The organism is Pseudomonas sp. B21-010 (assembly GCF_024749325.1).
GTDB lineage: Bacteria > Pseudomonadota > Gammaproteobacteria > Pseudomonadales > Pseudomonadaceae > Aquipseudomonas > Aquipseudomonas kilonensis.
The window spans coordinates 4,236,550-4,257,344 of the sequence record NZ_CP087198.1; the positions used below are offsets into that span (position 1 = coordinate 4,236,550).

Here is a 20,795-nt window from a genome sequence, read left to right on the forward strand (position 1 = left end):
GATGTTGAATGTGCCGACGCCTTCGCGAGCAGGCTCGCTCCCACAGGGCCACGGTGCCGAGTGCAATATCTGCGACCACCACCAATCAACTGTGGGAGCGAGCTTGCTCGCGATGGGGCCAGTGCAGCGTTGGTGGAAAGTGACTGCTGGCCTGTGCCTTTGGAGCCTGGCCTTTTTAGCCCAGGGCGCGGCGATGGAGTGGACCGGTATCCGTGACGGCAGCCTGTACCTGCAAACCGACCGCCCGGACTCTGTCACCGTGCGCTGGGTGCCCGCCTGGCAAGCCGAGGCCAATGCCGAACACCTGTATCTGCTCGACGGCCACGGCCGATTGGCGGGCGAGCGCCTGGTCAAGGCGGATCAGACCCGTGGCGAACAGCAATGGCCGCTGCTGCCAGGTGCCACCAGTTATCGGCTGGAAATTCCCGGCTACAGTTTCCGGCGCTATAGCGTCGAACACGACGCGCGCACCCGTGCCCTGTTTGCCCCGGCCAAGGTGCATTTCAGCGCTGAGACCCACGATGGCGATGAGCTGTATTTCAAAGTCGCAGCCGGCGAACAGGCCGTGCTGGCGGGCAAGTTCCATGGCGGCGTACGTGCGCTGCAAGGCCGGCGCGTCGACGACGGAAAGCAGGTGCAACTGAATCTCAAGCCCTACCGGGCCTATTGGCAATTCGATCAGGTGGCCCTCCCGGTGGCGGACGTGGACCAAATCTGGCGCCTGCATCTGCAAGGCAACGGCAAGGCCGCGTTCTGGTTGGACGGCACCGCCAACCTGTTCGCCCAAGATCCGGCGCACCTGCAACCGCTGCGCCAGGATCCGGGGCAGACCCACCTGAAGTTGTACACCGAGGCGCTCGGCAAGACCCCCAAGCTGGGCATATACCTGCCCTATGAGTTACTGCCGCCCTCCAGCTACGCTGTGCTCGATGCGCTCAAACCCCAGGCGGCAACCCTCTACAGCTTCGTCGACGTCATGGCGGCCAAGGTCAATCATGAAGATGCCTTCCGGCGCTTGTACCGGGACCGCTTCGGCATCAGCCAAGACCTCACCCTGCTGGCCGGCAGCCAGCGCCGGGCGGATCTGCAGGCCGACCGGACCAGTCTCAGCGGTTTGCAAGCCTGGCTCATGTCGACCCGGGCTTCGGGCGACAACGGCATCCATTACCTCAGTTTTGCCGATGAGCCAAACCTGAACTACCCAGACTTCGCCAGTTTCCAGCAACTGTTCCAGAGCATGGCTGCCCAGGTCCGCGCCGATCCTGCCAACGCACGCGCCGGTGTCCGCATCGCCATACCGGCCAGCTCGCGGTTCACCAACGGCCCCTTAGCCGACAACGCGGCTGACAGGCGCGGGATCGACTGGGCACGGCGCCTGCTCGCGACGTCCGACGACCAGATCGACGCCCTGGCCTGGCATGAATGGATGGTCCGCGACCTGCTGGCGACCCGGGTCTACCGCGACAGTGTCCGTCAGGCCGCCAACCTGGTGGGGCTGGACAGCCAGGGCCGGCCCCGCAAGGCTTTGCTGTTGGACCAGACCAACATATCCAGCGGCTCGAGCCTGAGCCCTTACGACCAGGAAACCCACTACGCCGCCTTGTGGTGGACGTCGGTGGCGATCAACGCCTCCGCGGATGGTTGGCTCGACATGCTCAACTGGTTCATGCTCGCCGACGAACCTGAATACCCCAAAGGCATGGTGCGAGTGCTGGACAATCAGCGCTTCGAACTCAAGCCCGTGGGCTTGGCCCAGCAGTTCATTCAGCAGCACTGGCTTGATCAGGTACTGCGCCTGGACAACGATGCTTTTGAAGTCGATGTCCTGGCCATGGCCACCGGCAAGCAACGCAATCTGCTGGGCGTGAACAAAAGCACGCGAGCCCATCAGGTCAGCCTCGACGGCGCGGTCTGCCCTCAACCAGGCATGACCCTGATGTATTTCGGCCCGGACAACCGCAGCCACAGCGTTGCGTTTGATTGCAAGGCCGGCCAGGTCGGGTTTCTCCTGCCAGGGGAAACCGTGTTCTCCCTCAGTTGGACAGCACCCCTTCCCCCCCAACCTGCCACCCGTCAGGAGGCACCATGAACGCTCTGCAAAAATTGCGTGATCGCATTCAGAAAAAAGGTCTGCGCGCCGTTCTAAAGCAGCTGTGCAGGCGCTACCTATTTTCCCACACCCGACTGGTGTGGCTGGAGCACGATGTACGGACCCCACTCCCCCCACATAACCTCAGGCCCTACCCACCGATGCGCTTGGAGCACATCACGATCAGCAATGCCGATGCCTTTGCCCGGCACTTCGGCGACCGCGTCGAAACCATGCGCGAGCTGGCGGCCGAAGACTACACAGGCTTGATGTACCTGGATGATCAGGGCGACACCGTGGGGTTCGCCTGGGCCAGTACACGGGACTATTTCGACCGCCATTTCTATCACTGCAACTTTCCGATCAAGCCTGGCGAGTACTTTCAGTTCGGTGGCGAGGCGATCCGTGAATACTGGGGTTCCAGTATATCGGCGGACATGCAGTTGGAAGTGTGGAAAGTCATGGCGGACCACGGTTGCAGCACAATGGTCGATGTCTGCGATTTGCAAAACATCCAAGCGATCAAGATGCATATCCGCATGGGCTTCCAGGAGCGCGGGCAGATCACCCACCTATACCGTTTGCTCGGTCGCTGGCGGCTTCTGCGCAATACGTCATACACCGGCACGGTACTGGACGCCTTTCGTAAACCGGCCCAACCGGCCACCTCGACTTCAGCGGCCTGATCTCCATGGCGATCCGGTTCCAATGGTGTCGCTCCCTGGGCGCGGCGGACTTTCCTGTATCAGCTTATGAACAGCTGCGAACCCAGGTGGCCGACGCAACGCCGTTCAACACCCTGGCCTGGCTGCAAGCGGCGGAATTCGCCCTGTTGCCCGAAGAGCAATTGCATGTGCTGCTGGGCTGGCAGGACCAGACCTTGTGCCTTTGCCTGCCTCTGATATCAGGACTTGAACGTATCGGCGGGCTGCGGTTCCGGGTGTTGCATCATTTGGGTTATCCCATGGCCGACCGCATCGCCCTGCTGGCACGCCTGGACGCCGAAGGCATGGGTCAGGCGCTGATGCAGATCCGTCAACACTTGCCTCACGCGTTACTGCAATTGAATGAAGTGATCGAGCCGGTCGGTGAGCAAAGCGTCCTCAGCGCCTGGATGGCGCTGAGTTCCACCGGAGAGCGACGACTCAGTTGCCGGGTTCCGGTGCATCTGATCAGCGACAGCGACCATCAGGAGATCTCTGGCGATCCACGCTATAAGCTGCGCCGGGCACGCAAGCGGATCGCTGCTTGTGGTGCCGAGATCCGCCGAATAACGCCAGATGCCATCAGCATGGGGCAATTGTTGCGAGCCCTGGCCGATGTCGAGGATGTCAGCTGGAAAGGCGAGGAAGGTGTCGGTATTTTCGCCGACCCCGGGCGCCGACAATGGATGAACCTCGCCTTCACCGCCCTCGCCGCCCAAGGCCTGGTGCGGGTGGTGATGCTGGAACTGAACGGCGAATGCATCAGCTATCGCCTCGGCCTGCTGGACCAGGGACGGCTGTACGACTACAACCTTGCATTCCTGCCGCAGCATGCCGACCTGGGCAGCGGCCGGGTGTTGCTCGAGGAGTGGATTCGCTGGGGGCTGGACGAAAACTGGCGCTGGATCGACGCATCACGGGTCAGCCTGGAGAACTCCAACCATCAGTTACACGAACGCATGACCGGCCAACTGGAACACTGGCGCTGGAGTTTCTATTCATGGCAGCCCGGTGGCTTGCTCCTGGGATTTGCCTTGCGACTATGGAAAAGCTTGAAGCCATGGTTTGGCAAACGCCGAAGCAAACCGACCGCGACGACGGCATCGTCCCCCCCTAAAAACCAGGAGAAGACAGATGCCGCGTCAAGTGATCGTCAACGCTGACGACTTCGGGCTCAGCTTCAGTGAAAACGCGCTCATCCTGCGGGCCTTCGAGACCGGCGTGATCAGTTCGGCCACGGCCATGGCCAACATGCCGGGTTTCGAGCAGGCGTGTGAAATGACCCGGCAACCGCTGCTCAACGGCCACGTAGGCTTGCATTTCAACCTCAGCTACGGCCCGCCGCTGGGCCAGGCGATCACCTCACGAGCGGTTTTTTGCGACGCCAATGGCCAGTTCGACCTGAACCTGTCGCGTTATTGCCTGCGCCTGGGCTCAAAGGATCTGGCGGCAGTGGAAGATGAACTGCAGGCGCAATGGCAACACTGCCTGGACCACGGCCTGCGTCCCAGCCATCTCGATTCCCATCAACATGTGCATAACATCTGGCCCATCGGCGAGCTGGTGGCCCGCTTCGCCGCCAGGCAAGGTGTGCCCATGCGCCTGGCGCGCAACCTGGGGGCAAACTTGAACCTGCCCAAGCGCATCTTCAAGACCCTGTTCAACCGTCGCATGCACAGCCTGTGCGGCGCGACAGCGGACTACGTCTGCACCCCAGCCGACCTGGACTACGCCGCGCCACCGGCCTATGGCTCGCTTGAGGTCATCGTGCATCCGATGCAACTGGACGGGGATTTTGGCGATGCCAGCCTGAGGCCAGGCGAGTCGTTGACCCAAGTACTGCACAAGCGCCTGGCGGGCGTGCCCAAGGTCGCGTACGGCCGGAACGCACGGGTGTCGACGGTGGTTGAGTACGGGGATGTGCACTGACAGGCACGCGGTGTATACCTGTGGCCAGGGCGTTTGCTACCTCGCCACGACCGTCCGAAATCCCTGCGCCGCTTCCGGAGAATCTGCTACAAGGCATCTTCTGTTTCGAGTAGCGAATTGCGTCGATGCCTTTACCTTTATTCTCTCGCCTTCGGCGGCGCTGGCTGGCCTTCCTTGTCATGAGCGCAGTGGTGGTCGGGCTGCCGGTGGGCTGTGCAGTGCTGCAGCACAAGGAACGCGAGCTGGTCTTTCGCATCGAGCCGGGGACGGCGAGCTGGTTCAGTGGGCTTCCCAGCGGTGTGCAGGAATTCGATCTCAAGCCCAAGAGTTTCAAGACCGGGGAAAATATCCACGGTTGGTGGTGGCCGGCCGAACGCAAGAATGCGCCGGCCATCCTGTACTTGCACGGTGTGCGTTGGAATTTGACCGGCCAGTTGTTTCGTATCCAGCAACTGAGGGCGCTGGGTTATTCGGTGCTGGCTATCGATTATCGTGGCTTTGGCAAAAGCCATGGGGATCTGCCGTCGGAAGCCAGCGTCTATGAGGATGCACGCATCGCTTGGGAACGCCTCAAGGTACTGCAACCGGACCCGGACCTGCGGCTGATCTACGGTCATTCTCTGGGCGGTGCCGTCGCGGTGGACCTCGCTGCGCAGTTGGGCCAGGAGGCCGCGAAGAATGGCGCTGCCCAGGTCCGAGGCCTGGTCATCGAATCCACGTTCACCTCCCTGGGCGATGTCGCCACCGCGATGGCGAATACGTCCCTGCCGGTGCGCTGGTTGTTGTCGCAGAAATTCGATTCCATCGACAAAATCGGCGAGATCAACATGCCGCTGCTGGTGGTCCATGGCTCTGCCGATCGCTACGTACCACCACGCTTCAGCGAGCAACTGTTCAACGCCGCCCGGGAGCCCAAGCGCCTGCTGCTGGTGCCGGGGGCGACGCATAACAACAGCATGAGCCTGGCGGGTAAAAACTACCGGCAAGCGCTGGACACGTTGATGAAAAACAAACCGTCGCCCATCCAGGTAAGCTCGGCCAAGACCGGCTAACGCACAAGCCCCCGGCTGATACCCAACACCTTCATTGACGGTCACACCGCTATCGCGAGCAAGCTTTGCTCCCACAGATCTCCCCCACACAGTTCTTTGGTTGTTTACAAGATCAGTGTCCCCACAGGGGATTTGTGGCGTATGCGAGGTCCGTGAACGACGCGGAAAAACTTGTGGGAGCCGAGCTTGCTCGCGATAGCGTCAGCCCAGTCAACATCGCGGCAAGCTGACCCGCCGCTATCGCGAGCAAGCTCGCTCCCACAGGGGATTTGTGGCGTATGCGAGGTCCGTGAACGACCCGGAAAAACTGTGGGAGCCGAGCTTGCTCGCGATAGCGTCAGCCCAGTCAACATCGCGGCAAGCTGACCCGCCGCTATCGCGAGCAAGCTCGCTCCCACAGGGGATTTGTGGTGTACGCGAGGTCCGTGAACGACCCGGAAAAACTGTGGGAGCCGAGCTTGCTCGCGATAGCGTCAGCCCAGTCAACATCGCGGCAAGCTGACCCGCCGCTATCGCGAGCAAGCTCGCTCCCACAGGGGATTTGTGGCGTATGCGAGGTCTGTGAACGACGCGGAAAAACTTGTGGGAGCCGAGCTTGCTCGCGAAAGCGTCAGCCCAGTCAACATCGCGGCAAGCTGACCCGCCGCTATCGCGAGCAAGCTCGCTCCCACAGGGGATTTGTGGTGTACGCGAGGTCCGTGAACGACCCGGAAAAACTTGTGGGAGCCGAGCTTGCTCGCGAAAGTGTCAGCCCAGTCAACATCGCGATAGCGGTACAAGCGCACGCAAAAAAAAACGGCACCTTTCGGTGCCGTTCGTTTTCACGCTTGGGGCTTTACTTGCGTGCTGCCTCCCACGATTTCAACAGCTCGGTGTAGCTCACTGTTTCACCTTTAGGCTTCTCGTTCGCCAGTTTCGGCTTCGGTGCACCCGGTTGATCGAACCAGTATTGCGCGTCGCGCTCGGGGTTCATTTTCGGGGCGCAGGTGGCTTGGGCCTTGGAGCGTTCCAGGCGCGTCATGATCGCATCCTGGTCCTTGGCCAAGCCATCGAGGGCCTGCTGCGGGGTCTTCTCGCCACTGGCGGCTTCGGCGATGTGGCTCCACCACAGTTGCGCCAGGCGCGGGTAGTCCGGCACGTTGGTCCCGGTCGGGGTCCATTGCACACGGGCGGGGCTGCGGTAGAACTCCACCAGGCCACCGAGTTTCGGCGCCAGGTCGGTCATCGCCTGGGAGTTGATGTCCGACTCACGAATCGGCGTCAGGCCAACGATGGTCTTCTTCAGCGACACGGTCTTGGACGTCACGAACTGCGCATAGAGCCAGGCCGCGAGTTTCTGTTTCTCAGGCGTAGACTTCATGAATGTCCAGGAACCCACGTCCTGATACCCCAGCTTCATGCCCTGCTCCCAATACGGACCACGTGGCGAAGGCGCCATGCGCCATTTCGGCGTGCCATCGGCGTTCACCACCGGCAGGCCCGGCTTGGTCATGTCGGCGGTAAACGCGGTGTACCAGAAAATCTGCTGGGCGATGTTGCCTTGAGACGGTACCGGGCCGGACTCGGAGAAGGTCATGCCCGCCGCTTCCGGCGGCGCGTACTTCTTCAGCCAGTCCACGTACTTGGTGGTGGCGAATACAGCCGCGGGGCCGTTGGTATCGCCGCCACGGGTGACACTGGAGCCGACCGGATGGCAGTCTTCGACGCGAATACCCCACTCGTCCACCGGCAGACCATTGGGCAGGCCCTTGTCGCCGCCACCAGCCATGGAGAACCAGGCATCGGTGAAGCGCCAGCCCAGGGACGGGTCTTTCTTGCCGTAGTCCATGTGACCGTAGATACGCTTGCCGTCGATTTCCTTGACGTCTTCGGAGAAGAACTTGGCGATGTCTTCATAGGCCGACCAGTTCACCGGTACACCCAGCTCGTAGCCGTATTTCTCCTTGAACTTGGCCTTCAGCTCCGGGCGTTCGAACCAGTCGGCACGGAACCAGTACAAGTTGGCGAATTGCTGGTCGGGCAGCTGATAGATCTTGCCATCCGGCGCAGTAGTGAAGGAGATGCCGATGAAGTCCTTGATGTCCAGGGTTGGCGAAGTGTAAGCCTTGCCTTCGTTGGCCATCAGGTCGGTGATCGATTCGGTCTTGCCGTAGCGAAAGTGCGTACCAATCAGGTCCGAATCGTTGACCCAGCCGTCATAGATGTTCTTGTCCGACTGCATCACCGTCTGCATCTTCTCCACCACGTCGCCTTCTTGCAGCAGGTCGTGGTTCAACTTGATCCCGGTGATTTCGGTGAAGGCCTTGGCCAGTACCTTGGACTCGTATTCGTGAGTGGTGAGGGTTTCCGACACCACGTTAATACTCATGCCGCGAAACGGCTCGGCGGCCTTGATGAACCACTTCAGCTCTTCGAGCTGCTGCTCGGCTGTCAGGGTCGACGGCTTGAATTCACTGCCGATCCATTTTTTAGCGGCGTCTTCATAGGCGTCGGCCCAGGCCGCAGCACTCAGCCCGCTGAGTGCCAGCATGGCTGCCAATGAAACGCTATGTCGCAGCTTATTGTTTTTATTGAACATAGAGACCTCCTGTTTGGGTTTAAGAGCCTGATCGGCGAACCTTCGCGACTAGCCCCACCGCATCACTGCCAACAGCCACACCCAAGACAACGCGAACGCTATCCAGATGCTCCAGTCGGTGGCGCCGATTACCAGCAGGTGCAGGTAGGCGCTACCGAGAAGACCGATAAACAACCGATCGCCACGGGTCGTGGTAATCGGCAGGAAACCACGCCGAGGGATGCTCGGCGAACGCAACTCCCAGGTGGTCATGCCTGCCAGGAACAAGGCGATAACCCCGAAAAATACCGCCGTGGGGGCGGTCCAGTTCATCCATTCCATCATCGACTCCTCAGACCCGGCCCAGGGCGAAGCCCTTGGCCACGTGGTTGCGAACGAACCAGATCACCAGCATGCCCGGCAGGATGGTCAACACCCCCGCCGCCGCCAGCACGCCCCAGTCGATACCGGACGCCGACACCGTACGGGTCATGACCGCCGCGATCGGCTTGGCATTCACCGAGGTCAACGTCCGGGCCAGCAACAGCTCGACCCAGGAAAACATGAAGCAGAAGAATGCCGTGACACCGATGCCGGAGCCGATCAACGGAATGAAGATCTTGGTGAAGAACTTGGGGAAACTGTAGCCGTCAATGTAGGCGGTCTCGTCAATTTCTTTCGGTACCCCGGACATGAACCCTTCGAGAATCCACACCGCCAACGGCACGTTGAACAGGCAGTGGGCCAGGGCCACGGCGATGTGGGTGTCGAACAACCCGATGGACGAATACAGCTGGAAGAACGGCAGCAGGAACACCGCCGGTGGCGCCATGCGGTTGGTCAGCAGCCAGAAGAACAGGTGCTTGTCCCCCAGGAACCGGTAGCGGGAAAACGCATAGGCCGCCGGCAATGCGACCGCCAGGGAAATCACCGTGTTCAGGCTCACGTAATACAGCGAGTTGAGGTAACCGGTGTACCAGCTCGGGTCGGTGAAGATCACCTTGTAGTTGTGGAAGGTGAAATCCTGCGGCCACAAAGTCAGGCTGCCAAGGATCTCGGTGTTGCTCTTGAACGACATGTTCAGCAGCCAGTAGATGGGCACCAGCAGGAACAGGATGTAGATCAAAAGCGGTATCAGCTTTTTCTTGCTCATTGTGCGGGCCTCAACGGTTGGCGTCGGCGTGCGTCATGGCGGTATAGAACAGCCAGGACACCAACAGAATGATCAGGAAGTACACCAGGGAAAACGCCGCCGCCGGGCCCAGGTCGAATTGGCCGATGGCCATCTGCGTCAGGGTCTGGCTGAGGAACGTGGTGGCGTTGCCCGGCCCGCCGCCAGTGAGTACGAACGGCTCGGTGTAGATCATGAAACTGTCCATGAAACGCAGCATCACGGCGATCAGCAGCACGCTCTTCATCTTCGGCAACTGGATGTGCCGGAACACCGCCCAGCTGGAGGCCCGGTCGATCCGCGCGGCCTGGTAGTACACGTCGGGAATCGCCCGCAGCCCCGAGTAGCACAACAGCGCCACCAACGACGTCCAGTGCCAGACGTCCATCACCAGCACGGTGACCCAGGCGTCCATGGTGTTGGCTGCATAGTTGTAGTTGATGCCCAGGCCATTGAGGGTGGAGCCCAGCAAGCCGATGTCGGCGCGGCCGAAAATCTGCCAGATGGTGCCCACCACGTTCCACGGGATCAGCAGCGGGATCGCGAGGATGATCAACACCAGGGACGACCATTTGCCCTTGGTCGGCATGGTCAGGGCGATGGCGATGCCCAGGGGAATTTCAATCAGCAACACGCACGCCGAGTAGATGAACTGGCGCAGCAGCGAATCGTGCAGCCGTGGATCGAGCAGCACCTGCCTGTACCAGTCGGCGCCGACGAAGTAGCGGCTGGACTGGTCGAAGATGTCCTGCACCGAATAGTTGACCACGGTCATCATCGGGATCACGGCACTGAAAGCCACCAGCAGGAACACCGGCAATACCAGCCACCAGGCCTTGTTGTTCTGCACCTTGTTCATGGCTGCACCTCACTCAACGGTTCCAGCAAATACTCATCGGCATAGACCATCAGCCATTGGGCCGGAAAACTGATGTACGCCGTGCCTTCGGGCACGGGCTTGTCTTCGGCCAGGCGCACTTTCAGCGGTGCGCCATCGAGGTTGAGGGTCAGGATCTTGTAGGTGCCCAGGTCTTCGACGTGGACCACGTCAGCGCGCATCGCATCGTCGTAAGGGCCATCCCAGACATGCACGAACTCCGGGCGGATACCGACCTTCAGGCTTTTGCCTTCGGCTTCGGCGACCCGACGTTGCAAGGTTTCCGACAGCGGCAAGTGCGTCGAGGCGAAGCCGACGCCACCGGGCTGTGCCGTGACCTCGATCAGGTTCATCCCCGGGCTGCCGATGAAGTAGCCGACAAAGGTGTGGCTGGGACGCTCGAACAAGTCCCGAGGCGTGCCGAACTGCACGATCTGGCCGCCGTACATCACGGCGATCTTGTCGGCGAAAGTCGAGGCCTCCAACTGGTCGTGGGTGACGTAGACCATGGTGATGTTGAACTGCTCGTGGATCTGCTTGAGCTTGCGCCGCAGTTTCCATTTCAGGTGCGGGTCGATCACCGTCAGCGGCTCGTCGAACAGGATCGCCGACACATCGTCACGCACCAGCCCGCGGCCCATGGAGACTTTCTGTTTTTCGTCGGCGGTGAGGTTGCGGGCCTTTTTGTCCAGCAGGTTCTGCAGGTCCAGGACCTCGGCGATTTCCTGCACCTTGGTGTAGATTCTCGCCTCGGCCATGCCCTGGTTACGCAGCGGGAACGCCAGGTTGTCGAACACGGTCATGGTGTCGTAGACCACCGGGAACTGGAACACCTGGGCGATGTTGCGCCGTTCCGGGGTCAGCTCGTTGACGATCTTGCTGTCGAACATCACCTGCCCTTCGGAAGGGCTGAGCAATCCGGAAATGATGTTGAGCAACGTGGACTTGCCGCAGCCCGAAGGCCCGAGCAGCGCATAGGCGCCGCCCTGCTCCCAGATGTGGTTCATCTCGCGGATAGCGTAGTCCTCGGGGCCCGCCGGGGTGCTGGTGTAGCTGTGGGCGAGGTTCTGCAAACGAATTTCGGCCATCAGGCAACCCTCGCGATACGCTGCCCTGGGGCTTGGACCAGCTTGCCCTGGGCGTCGAAGACAAACAGTTTATGGGTCGGAATGTAGATGCGGATCGGCGCATCCACGTCGTACTCATGCACCCCTGGCAGGTGCAACACCAGCAGGAAATGCTCGTTGCGCACGTGCAGGAAGGTCTCCGAGCCACTGATCTCGGCCACCTCGACGGTCACCGCCAGTTCGAGGTCGTCGTCGTTGCTCGGCACCAGGGAAATATGGCTGGGGCGCACGCCGAAACGGAACTCACCCTCGCCCACCGGGCGCAGGTCGACGTTCAGCGGAAAGTGCACGAAATTGGCGAAGCTCACCTCGTTGCCGGCGATGCGTCCCGGCATGAGGTTGATCGGGGGTTCGGAGAACAATTCGGCGGCCAGCACGGTTTGCGGCTGGTGATACACAGAGGACGATTTGCCGCTCTGGATCACCCGGCCCTCATGCAGGATCGTGGTGGTGCCGCCCAGGGCCAACGCCTCGTTGGGCTCGGTGGTGGCGTAGACGGCGATGGTGTGGCGGGCCTGGAACAATTCGCGCATTTCCTGGCGAAGCTCTTCACGCAGCTTGTAGTCCAGGTTCACCAGCGGCTCGTCGAACAGGATCAGTTCGGCGTCCTTGACCAAGGCCCGGGCCATGGCCGTGCGCTGCTGCTGGCCGCCGGACAACTCCAGCGGATGACGCTGCAGGAATTTCTCGATGCGCAGCATCCTGGCGGTTTCCAGCACCTTGCTCTGGATCACCTCGTTGGACACACCGGCCTGGCGCAACGGCGAGGCGATGTTTTCGAAAACGGTCATGGTCGGGTAGTTGATGAACTGCTGATAGACCATCGACACGTTGCGCAGCCGTACCGGGCGCTTGGTGACGTCGACGCCGTTCATCAGGATGCGGCCGCTGTCGGGCTTGTCCAGACCGGCCATCAGGCGCATGAGGCTGGTCTTGCCGGACAGCGTGCGGCCCAACAGGACGTTGAAGGATCCGGGTTCGAAACTCAGATTGGCATCGTCGATCCAGGTCTGGCCTTCGACGGTGCGACAGATGTGCTCAAGCTTTAATGACATGGCTCGGCCTTTTTATTATTGGAGTCAAGCGACCCGAGTTAGAAAGCGAAAGCCGTGCCAGAAATCACAAACCCTTGATTAGCCTGAAATTTCCACTTATCTGCAGGAAAAATACGTTCATTGATGAACACAAGTGAACAGCCATGAATGAACAACTGAACAACGCCCGGGTTGACAATGAACAATTTTGAACAACACTGAAAGAACGTTTTCGGCTAGCCTGGCCATGCCCTCTGTGGGAGCGAGCTTGCTCGCGATAGCGGTGTGTCAGCCAAATCAATGCTGCTGATCCACCGCTATCGCGAGCAAGCTCGCTCCCACAAGGGTTTGTGTATGAAGTGGTATTCAGGCCTGCCCCAGCACAAGGAGTCTGTGCGAGACTTGCCACAACAATAAAAACAGCTCCTGCGAGAGTGCCCCATGGCCGCACCTGCTCCAGCCTTGTCCCACGAGGCCATCATCCAGGCCTCCTGGTCCCGTTGCCGCGCCTTCGGCCTGAACCATCAAAGCGTGCCGGCCTTCGACCAGTTGCCCGCCCAAGGCATCGCCCAGTTGCTGGAGAGCCAGCATTCGCTGGTGCAGACCACCCACCAGGAAGTCTTGCCGTACTACGAAAACATCCTGAGCAACTCCAACTGCCTGATCATGCTGGCCGACAACCAGGGCCAAGTGCTGACCTCCTGGGGCACCCAGCGCTTCATCGAACCGAAACTGGCCCATGGCTTCAGCGCCGGGGCGAGCTGGATGGAGCGCTGCACCGGCACCAACGCCATCGGCACCGCGCTGGCCTGCGAACAGGCTGTGCACATCGAACACGATGAACATTTCCTCAAGGCCAACCGCTTCATGACCGGCTCCGCCGCGCCGATCTTCGATGCCGAGCGCAAGGTCATCGCCGTGCTGGACGTCTCCAGCGACAGCTACCTGCCGCCCTCCCACACCCTGGGCATGGTCAAGATGATGAGCCAGACCGTGGAGAACCGGCTGATCCTCAACCTGTTTCGCGGTGAACACTTCCAACTGACCTTCAACACCGGCCTGAACAACCTCGACAGCCAATGGGCCGGACTGCTGGTCTTCGATGAGAGCGGCCAGGTCCTGTCCGCCAACCGCCGCGCCGACAACCTGCTGGGCCTGAGCCTGTCGCGGGTCAGCATCGAAAGCCTGTTCAAGGTCTCACTGCTGGAACTGCTGAACCAGCCCGACGGCCTGCCGTTCGCCCTGCAAGCGTCCGGCAGCAATCGTTTCCAGTGCTTGCTCAGGCGCCCGAGCCAGGTGTCGATCAAGGCTCGCGTGTTCACCGAAACAGCACCTGCGCCGGCCCCCGCCAGTAACGCTATCAGCCTCAACACCCTGCACTTCGGTGACAGCCGTGTGGAGAAGGCTGTGCGCCAGGCCGAGCGTTTGCTGGAGAAGGACATTCCGCTGCTGATCCACGGCGAGACCGGCGTCGGCAAGGAAGTCTTCGTCAAAGCCCTGCACCAGGCCAGTTCGCGCTGCAAGCAGCCGTTCATTGCCGTCAACTGCGCAGCGATCCCCGCCGAGTTGGTGGAATCGGAATTGTTCGGTTATGAAAAAGGCGCCTTCACCGGCGCCAACCAGAAAGGCAGCATCGGCCTGATCCGCAAGGCCGACCGGGGTACGTTGTTCCTCGACGAGATCGGCGACATGCCCCTGCCAACCCAGGCCCGGCTGCTGCGGGTCTTGCAGGAACGTTGCGTACAGCCGGTGGGCAGCGCCGAGCTGTTCCCGGTGGACATCCGCATCATCTCCGCCACCAACCGCTCGCTGCGTGAACAGGTGCAACTGGGGCGGTTTCGCGAAGACTTGTACTACCGCATCGGCGGCCTGACCCTGGAGCTGCCACCGCTGCGCGACCGCAGCGACAAACAGGCCCTGTTCAAACGCCTCTGGGAACACCACCGCGAACCGACCCAATGGGCCGGCCTGAGCCGCGAGGTACTGGACCTGTTCGAACGCCATCCATGGCCGGGCAACCTGCGGCAGGTCAGCAGCGTGCTGCAAGTGGCCCTGGCGATGGCCGAAGAACAACCGATCCGCCCGGAACACCTGCCCGACGACTTCTTTGTCGACCTTGAAATGGAACCGGTGGAAACGCCTGAGCCGCTGACGGTGGACCTCAACGATGCCGAGGACCTGAACCGTCAGTTGCAGGCAGTGGGCGGGAATATTTCACACCTGGCGCGACGGCTGGGGGTCAGCCGCAATACGTTGTACAAACGGCTGCGGCAACTTGAAAGCTGATACGAAACTTGTGGGGGTGGGCTTGCTCGCGATGGATGGACTTGCTCTTGTTGATTGAGTACATATCCGTTGCTGCGGTAACGGCTGCTTAGGGTTCCGCCCTGACGGCGGGTCACTTTTGGAAAAGCGCCAAAAGTAACCAAAAACGCTTTGCCCCACCACTCGGTGCCTCGCTTAGGCTCGGCATGCCTGAACGAAGGCATTGCTCCGTGGGCCCGCCGCGAAGGGCCATCCATGGCCCAGCGCGGCTACCTCGGCATCCATGCCGAGGTGCCCACTACGCAATACCTGCGTTCAGCCATCGTGGTTAACGGGGCGCCGAGATCAACGTCCACCGCGAGGCGGCCTAGTAGCCGACCTGGCTCTCCCGGTCGTACACCCGTCAAATCTGTTTGAGCAGGACCTGTGGGAGCAAAGCTTGCTCGCGAGGCGGCCTGACAGCCGACCTGGCTCTCCCAGTCATACTCCCACAGGGGATTTGTGCTGAATGTGATGTTCGAGAACAACTCGGAAAAAACTGTGGGAGCGAGCTTGCTCGCGAAGACGGCGGCACAGCCAACATCATCGCTAGCTGACCCACCGCTATCGCGAGCAAGCCTGCTCCCACAGGTGTGTTGCTTAACTGATTGGCATTACTCCGACTTAGTCGAACGCGCCATTGAGCACTTCATAAATGATGCCAGTGGCGATCGCTACCAGGATCAGGTCCGTGCCGACCTGCTGCCACTCATAACCGTCATAGTGCGGCAACCGCCCCAGGAGTCGCCCATCGAGCTTCTTGGCGATTCCGGGTGGCAACGGCTTGCCCCGTGCAAGATTTTTCTGGATGCCTGGCGGCAGCGCCGGGCCGGGGCTCCAGTAATCGCGATAACCGCCAATCACACCGAGGATGCCGCCGCGGTCAAGGCTCGGGCCGTTATGCCAATCGCCGCCACCACCGCCACCGCCTTGGTTGCCTTTGCCTCCCTTATTGCCGGGATTTCCTTGACCGCCCTTGTTGCCCTGCCCGCCTTTGCCTCCTTGTCCGTGGCCAGGACCTTGATCGAATTGAGCATTTCCCTTGCCGTTGCCCGGGTCCGCGACAACAATGCCAGGGCCAGCTGCCAGGGCGAAACAGGTCACTGCAGCAATCAACGAGCGGGATTTGAACATGGCAGGTTCTCTCAAAAAAGGGATGTCCCCTGTAAAGATATAGAGACTAACGGTGATATTAGTTCCATATCACGCTGCGCGCCGCTTGCCTGGACCGGATACACCTGAACACAGCAATCAAGGAGTTTCATGCGCAAGGATTACCTGGCTTTTTTCGTCTCGATGTTCCTTTCCCGGTTGGCCGACCAGATTTTGCTGTTCATCGTCCCGCTGATTGTTTTCCAGACCACCAACAGCGTCGCCTGGGCAGGCCTGGCCTTTTTCGTCGAGTCCTTGCCACGCTACCTCTCGTTCCCGATCTGCGGCGCGCTGTGCGACAAGTTCTCGCCGATTCGCATCCTGCACATCAGCCAGGTCTATCGCGCCGTCGCCTGCGCGGTGGCGGTCGTGCTCCATGGCGTCTTCGGCGGGATCTATTGGATCGTCGCGCTCTCGGCCCTGTGCGGCGTGCTGACCACCCAGGGCATCATGGCCCGCGAAGTGGTGATGCCGTACATCTTCAAGCACTACACCTACAACAAGACCCTGTCCTACTCGCAAATCGCCGACCAGACCGGCTTGGTGCTGGGCCCACTGATCGCTGCGCTGCTGCTTGAGGTGTGGGCGTGGCACTGGGTGGTGCTGGCGATTGCCGGGCTGTTCCTGCTGGCAGACCTGGCGATGCTGTATTGGCAACGCGTCAGTTCGGTCACCCTGGAAACCTTCGCGCAGCATCACGACCTCTGGCTGAACCCGCTGCGCATTGCCTTCGGCCACATTCGCAACCTGGCGGAACTGAAAAAGATCATCAGCCTGGCAGTGGGCGTCAACCTGATCATCGGCGTCACCCTGGCCACCTCGGCGGCCATGGTCATCGGCCATTACGGCGCCGGCAAGGATGACTACGCAGGTTTACAGGCAGCCGGTGCCGTCACCACCATCCTCATCCTGTTCTTCCTCGCCCGGGTGAGTTTGCCCTTGAAACTGCTGGGTGCCCTCTCCTACACGCTGATCGCCGTCGGCGCCTTCATCACCGCACTCAGCCCGAACACAGGGGGCTACGTCGTCGGTTTCTTGCTGATTGTCGGTTTCGACAAAATGTTCAACGTCTACTTCCGCACCCTCCGCCAGCAAGTGATTCCGCCCCAGGACTTCGGCAAGACCGTCGGCGTCATCACGCTGCTCAACAACCTGTCGCAACCGCTCGCGGGCCTGCTGGTCGCGGTGCTGGCCGCGCCGATTGGAACGCAGCAGGTGATTGTGCTGCTGGCGGTTGCCACCAGCCTGATCGGAGCCGGGGTGGTTGTGGTGCACAGGTATTCGACACACCGGTCGAGCATCTACAGCGCCGAGAGCGACTGACCCTGCCGAGGAGCGGTTTGTATTATCAGTGACTTATTATTGAGGCATGGTTGCAACGTTGCCGGCGTCAATGCGCGTCTGCCCCGCCATTCGTCACCTGTCGAGTGTCGGGGCCAACAGGCGGCCACGTCTGGCTCAGGGTTTGCACTGGCCTGTCTCAGCAGCCAAGAACGACGTAATTCTGACGCGGCGGCAAATTAATCAATGCTTGGTCAGCAAACGGAGATGTACCGTGTCAACTCTCAACGAAATCGCAGCGAATCACGCGAGAATGGCAAAGTTAAAGGAAGAAGAGTCGATGCGGCTGAGTGCGCTTCAGGGTCAGGTGGTGGGGAGTTTTGAAATTCCACCCATCGAGGCCCCCCAGGAGATGTCGCTGCACTTTATGGCAGGGGTACAGGATCACTCGTTTGGGGAAGCGGCGGCGCTGAGTTTTTGACCTGGGTGTTGATGGGGTTTCGTCGCTCGCTTGTTCGCGGGCGACTCGACCTTTCAGAACTGCCTGGCTAAAGCAGCTGCAAGTATGCCGGCCGCAATTGCCGGCAGCGGTTTTTTCAGTGCCAGCATGACGATTGCCGTGGTCAGCAAAGCCAGGCGTGCGCCGTTGTCACCTTTAACCGCCAGCGGAGCCAACACCGCCACCAACACCGAACCGGACATGGCCGTGATGAACTGCTGCACCCGATAGTTGATCGGCACGAACGACATCACGAAAACACCGCCCCACCGAGTCGCCAATGTCACCGCGGCCATTATCAATATGACCACCAGGGTGCCGTAACCCGCCGTTTCAATGCTCATTGTTTTTTCTCCATCCACAGCGCGCCCAGAATGCCCCCCGCCAAAGCGCCGACCACGACATGACTGTTCGCCGGCAAGTACCAGTAAGCCAACAGCGATGAGCAGGCCGCCACGGTCCAGATGATGAACATGCGCAGGTTTTTCTTCCCGCCCACGACCATCGCCAGCAAGAAACAACCCATCACCATATCGAGCCCGAAACTGACCGGGTTCTCAATGGCGCTGCCGAAATGAAGCCCCAGCCAACTGCCCAGGATCCACGCGACCCAGAGCGCAATGCCGCCGCCGAATAAAAGCCCGAGCCCAGGCTTGCCACGACTGAGCGCCTGCATCGCCATGGCCCAGTTGGCGTCCGAAACAACCAGCATGACACCGTAGCGTTTGGCAACGGGCAACTCCCGCAGCCACGGGTAAAGCGTCGCGCCCATCAACAAGTGCCGGGCGTTGATAGCAAAGACGGTAATCATCAGCGGAACGACCGGCACTTGCTGGCCCCACAGGTCCAGCGCGGCAAATTGAGAAGCGCCGGCAAAGACCAGCGTGCTCATGAGCACGGCTGATGTATCACTCAAGCCCGTTTGCGCAGCGGCCAGGCCGAACGCCACTCCGAACACAACGACGAAAAGAGAGATGGGGATCAGCTGTTTGAAACCGTCGTAGATGTGATTCAACGTCAGCGCGTGCAGGTGGGGTTCAACATTCGACAAAACAGAGCCTCTTCTGAATATCTGCGATACAAAAAACGAGAGTATGGGGCTGAATCTGCTTGTCGAACACTGTTTGGCGGGGCAATGGGCAACTCAACCCGCCGAGATCAGGTCATAGGACAGCTTGCTGATCAGAATCACCAGCAGCACCAGGAACAGCGCGCGGACAAAGGGCACTCCCTTGCGCACCGCCAGCCAGGTGCCGGTCAGCGCGCCGAGGATATTGAATAGCGCCATCGGCAGCGCTATCAAGTAGAGCACGTTGCCGCTTGGGATAAAGAACAGCAGCGCCGCGACATTGGTGGCGATATTCACCAGCTTGGCCGACGCCGAGGCGTGCAGGAAGTCGAAGGCGAAGCAGCGAATGAACAGGAAGATCAGGAAGCTGCCGGTACCCGGTCCGAACAAACCGTCGTAGAAACCGATGGCGCCACCGATCAGTACCGCCAGCAGCTTCTCCTTGGTGCCGATGCGCATGGGCTTGTGCAGGCTGCCGAAGTCCTTTTTCCAGAAGGTGTAGATCGCCATCAGCATGATTAGCACCAATACCGCCGGGCGCATCAGTGCCTGCGGCACGATCGATACCGTCGCTGCGCCAGCGAAGGCCATGACAAAGGCCGCGCCGGCGGCAGGAACCACCAGGCTCCAGTCGATCACCACCTTGCGCACGAACGAGCGCGCAGCAAAGGCCGTGCCGCAGGCCGCCGCGACCTTGTTGGTGCCGAGCAGCGCTGCGGGCTGGGCGCTGGGCAGCACATTGAACAGTGCCGGGATCTGGATCAGGCCGCCGCCGCCGACGGCCGCATCGATCAGGCCGGCGGCGAAGGCGAAGACACATAGCAGGACGATATCGAACATTGAATCAGGCTCTGGCGATAAAGGGGTGGGTGGTCGAGAGCGGGAGCAGGCGCTCGCGGTCGTTGACGCCGAAGACCCGCAGCATCCAGCGGTCCAGGCCGTCGTAGCGCGGCGTGAAGCCATCGCGCGCGTGCAGGGTCTGCTGGTTCTTGAAGATCAGCATGTCGCCGGGCTGCAGCAGTACCGAGCGGACCACGTCGGGGTGATTGGCGGCGGCGGCGAACAGTTGCAGGGCCAGTCGCGAGTGCTCGCAGTGAGCGCTGACGCTGGCCATGTTGTAGCGACAGTGCAGGCCGCCGCTGCTGGGCCGGTAGAGCAGCGGGACATGTTCCAGGACCTTGCCCTGGCGGGCGAACGAGTCCGGCCGGCGTACCGAAAAGCTCGGGCGCAGCAGCTCCTGCTCGACGAAGTCCGGCAGCATGTTGAGCACGTCGGCAATCGCGACGATCCGCGTCGGCACCGTCAGTTCGCAGCGCAAGCCGGTCAGGCTCAGGTACTCGGGACAGGCGGACAACTGCTGCACGGCCTCGCAGCTGAGCGGCAGGTGTGGATTGTCGACATGCATGCCCAGATCCAGGCGCGAGCCGTAGGAACTCTTCTCGGTTTCCCGCTGCTGCTTGGGCGAGACATGGCGAAATACGCTGTCCTCGCTCTCGCCCTGGTAGCCCACCGGGCAGGTGCCGAGCACGGCGAGTACCGCGAGGATCGCCCCGGCGACCACCGGCAGTTCGGCAAGATCCGGGTTGCCACCGTAGGGCGTCGCCGGCAACTGCTCGTCGACCGGCAGGCCACGGATCACCAGCGCTACCTCGTCGCAGTGCTGGAAGTCACGCAGCAAGCGGGATTTTTCCGGAGCCAGCAGTTGTTCCAGGCAGCGTCCGAGGGCCGGCATCTGCCGCAGGCCGCAGGCGCTGTCGCCGATTGCGAAATGCCTGAGTTCGTTGTGGAATTTTCTTTTCTCTTCGTAGGAAAGCTGTAATTCGACCAAGGGCTGTTCTGTCGAGAGGGGGGCTTTTGGCACCAGCCATTCGTGGGTCGCTTCGCCCGCAAGGCCGGTTGCTTTTCTGAGTGTTTCATCCAGCGTCGACATATCCATCGCTCCTGTTTATC

The 20,795-nt window shown here is 60.9% G+C and carries 19 protein-coding genes; 8 read left to right on the forward strand and 11 right to left on the reverse strand.

Annotated elements, in window-relative coordinates:
* The first annotated feature begins 112 nt into the window (after positions 1-112).
* The 5 genes from LOY50_RS18605 to LOY50_RS18625 all read left to right on the forward strand — a co-directional run bounded on the left by LOY50_RS18605 (position 113) and on the right by LOY50_RS18625 (position 5,774).
* Entirely contained in the window at positions 113-2,089 is a 1,977-nt protein-coding gene (locus LOY50_RS18605) for a hypothetical protein (RefSeq protein ID WP_408980816.1), read from the forward strand.
* Complete coding sequence (locus tag LOY50_RS18610) at positions 2,086-2,775, forward strand: N-acetyltransferase (protein WP_214510614.1); 690 nt, start codon at positions 2,086-2,088, stop codon at positions 2,773-2,775. Before LOY50_RS18605 ends, LOY50_RS18610 begins: the two co-directional genes overlap by 4 nt.
* A 5-nt stretch (positions 2,776-2,780) precedes the next feature.
* Complete coding sequence (locus LOY50_RS18615) at positions 2,781-3,956, forward strand: GNAT family N-acetyltransferase (protein WP_258688829.1); 1,176 nt, start codon at positions 2,781-2,783, stop codon at positions 3,954-3,956.
* Complete coding sequence (locus tag LOY50_RS18620) at positions 3,928-4,722, forward strand: ChbG/HpnK family deacetylase (protein ID WP_258688830.1); 795 nt, start codon at positions 3,928-3,930, stop codon at positions 4,720-4,722. Before LOY50_RS18615 ends, LOY50_RS18620 begins: the two co-directional genes overlap by 29 nt.
* A 125-nt stretch (positions 4,723-4,847) precedes the next feature.
* A complete protein-coding gene (locus tag LOY50_RS18625) occupies positions 4,848-5,774 on the forward strand; it encodes an alpha/beta hydrolase (RefSeq protein ID WP_258688831.1) in 927 nt (308 codons plus the stop codon).
* 835 nt (positions 5,775-6,609) lie between these two features.
* Here the strand turns inward: LOY50_RS18625 and LOY50_RS18630 are convergent.
* Genes LOY50_RS18630 through LOY50_RS18655 form a run of 6 tightly spaced genes read right to left on the reverse strand, consistent with a single transcriptional unit; the run spans position 6,610 to position 12,561 of the window.
* Entirely contained in the window at positions 6,610-8,352 is a 1,743-nt protein-coding gene (locus LOY50_RS18630; protein ID WP_253476450.1) for an ABC transporter substrate-binding protein, read from the reverse strand.
* A gap of 48 nt (positions 8,353-8,400) precedes the next feature.
* On the reverse strand, positions 8,401-8,673 hold the full coding sequence (locus tag LOY50_RS18635) for a DUF2160 domain-containing protein (RefSeq protein WP_041023708.1): 273 nt from the start codon (positions 8,671-8,673) through the stop codon (positions 8,401-8,403).
* 10 nt (positions 8,674-8,683) lie between these two features.
* Entirely contained in the window at positions 8,684-9,484 is an 801-nt protein-coding gene (locus LOY50_RS18640; protein ID WP_214510609.1) for a carbohydrate ABC transporter permease, read from the reverse strand.
* A 10-nt stretch (positions 9,485-9,494) separates the two neighbouring features.
* Entirely contained in the window at positions 9,495-10,361 is an 867-nt protein-coding gene (locus LOY50_RS18645) for a carbohydrate ABC transporter permease (RefSeq protein ID WP_214510608.1), read from the reverse strand.
* A complete protein-coding gene (locus LOY50_RS18650) occupies positions 10,358-11,467 on the reverse strand; it encodes an ABC transporter ATP-binding protein (RefSeq protein ID WP_253476452.1) in 1,110 nt (369 codons plus the stop codon). Before LOY50_RS18650 ends, LOY50_RS18645 begins: the two co-directional genes overlap by 4 nt.
* Positions 11,467-12,561, reverse strand: a complete 1,095-nt coding sequence (locus LOY50_RS18655) for an ABC transporter ATP-binding protein (RefSeq protein WP_003203764.1) — start codon at positions 12,559-12,561, stop codon at positions 11,467-11,469. Before LOY50_RS18655 ends, LOY50_RS18650 begins: the two co-directional genes overlap by 1 nt.
* 420 nt (positions 12,562-12,981) lie before the next feature.
* Here LOY50_RS18655 and LOY50_RS18660 point away from each other — a divergent pair, with 420 nt between their 5' ends.
* Positions 12,982-14,826, forward strand: a complete 1,845-nt coding sequence (locus tag LOY50_RS18660; RefSeq protein ID WP_253476454.1) for a sigma-54-dependent Fis family transcriptional regulator — start codon at positions 12,982-12,984, stop codon at positions 14,824-14,826.
* Between the two features lie 642 nt (positions 14,827-15,468).
* On the opposite strand, the gene LOY50_RS18665 is transcribed toward LOY50_RS18660, so the two are convergent.
* Positions 15,469-15,978: an anti-virulence regulator CigR family protein gene (locus tag LOY50_RS18665; RefSeq protein WP_214510605.1), complete on the reverse strand. Its 510-nt coding sequence runs from the start codon at positions 15,976-15,978 to the stop codon at positions 15,469-15,471.
* 129 nt (positions 15,979-16,107) lie between these two features.
* Here LOY50_RS18665 and LOY50_RS18670 point away from each other — a divergent pair, with 129 nt between their 5' ends.
* Together LOY50_RS18670 and LOY50_RS18675 are read left to right on the forward strand one after the other, a co-directional pair.
* Positions 16,108-17,319 (forward strand): MFS transporter, encoded by a 1,212-nt coding sequence (locus LOY50_RS18670; RefSeq protein WP_258688832.1) that lies wholly within the window; start codon positions 16,108-16,110, stop codon positions 17,317-17,319.
* Positions 17,320-17,551: 232 nt separating this feature from the next.
* Complete coding sequence (locus LOY50_RS18675) at positions 17,552-17,758, forward strand: hypothetical protein (protein WP_018610898.1); 207 nt, start codon at positions 17,552-17,554, stop codon at positions 17,756-17,758.
* A gap of 53 nt (positions 17,759-17,811) precedes the next feature.
* Here LOY50_RS18675 and LOY50_RS18680 read toward each other — a convergent pair whose 3' ends face one another.
* From LOY50_RS18680 to LOY50_RS18695, 4 genes are all read right to left on the reverse strand, one after another.
* A complete protein-coding gene (locus tag LOY50_RS18680; RefSeq protein ID WP_214510603.1) occupies positions 17,812-18,120 on the reverse strand; it encodes an AzlD family protein in 309 nt (102 codons plus the stop codon).
* Entirely contained in the window at positions 18,117-18,827 is a 711-nt protein-coding gene (locus LOY50_RS18685) for an AzlC family ABC transporter permease (protein WP_109754629.1), read from the reverse strand. Before LOY50_RS18685 ends, LOY50_RS18680 begins: the two co-directional genes overlap by 4 nt.
* A gap of 93 nt (positions 18,828-18,920) precedes the next feature.
* Positions 18,921-19,685 carry a TSUP family transporter gene (locus LOY50_RS18690; RefSeq protein WP_258688836.1) on the reverse strand — a complete coding sequence of 255 codons (765 nt, stop codon included), beginning with the start codon at positions 19,683-19,685 and terminating at the stop codon, positions 18,921-18,923.
* A 4-nt stretch (positions 19,686-19,689) separates the two neighbouring features.
* Positions 19,690-20,775, reverse strand: a complete 1,086-nt coding sequence (locus tag LOY50_RS18695) for a TauD/TfdA family dioxygenase (RefSeq protein WP_214510601.1) — start codon at positions 20,773-20,775, stop codon at positions 19,690-19,692.
* Positions 20,776-20,795 lie beyond the last annotated feature (20 nt).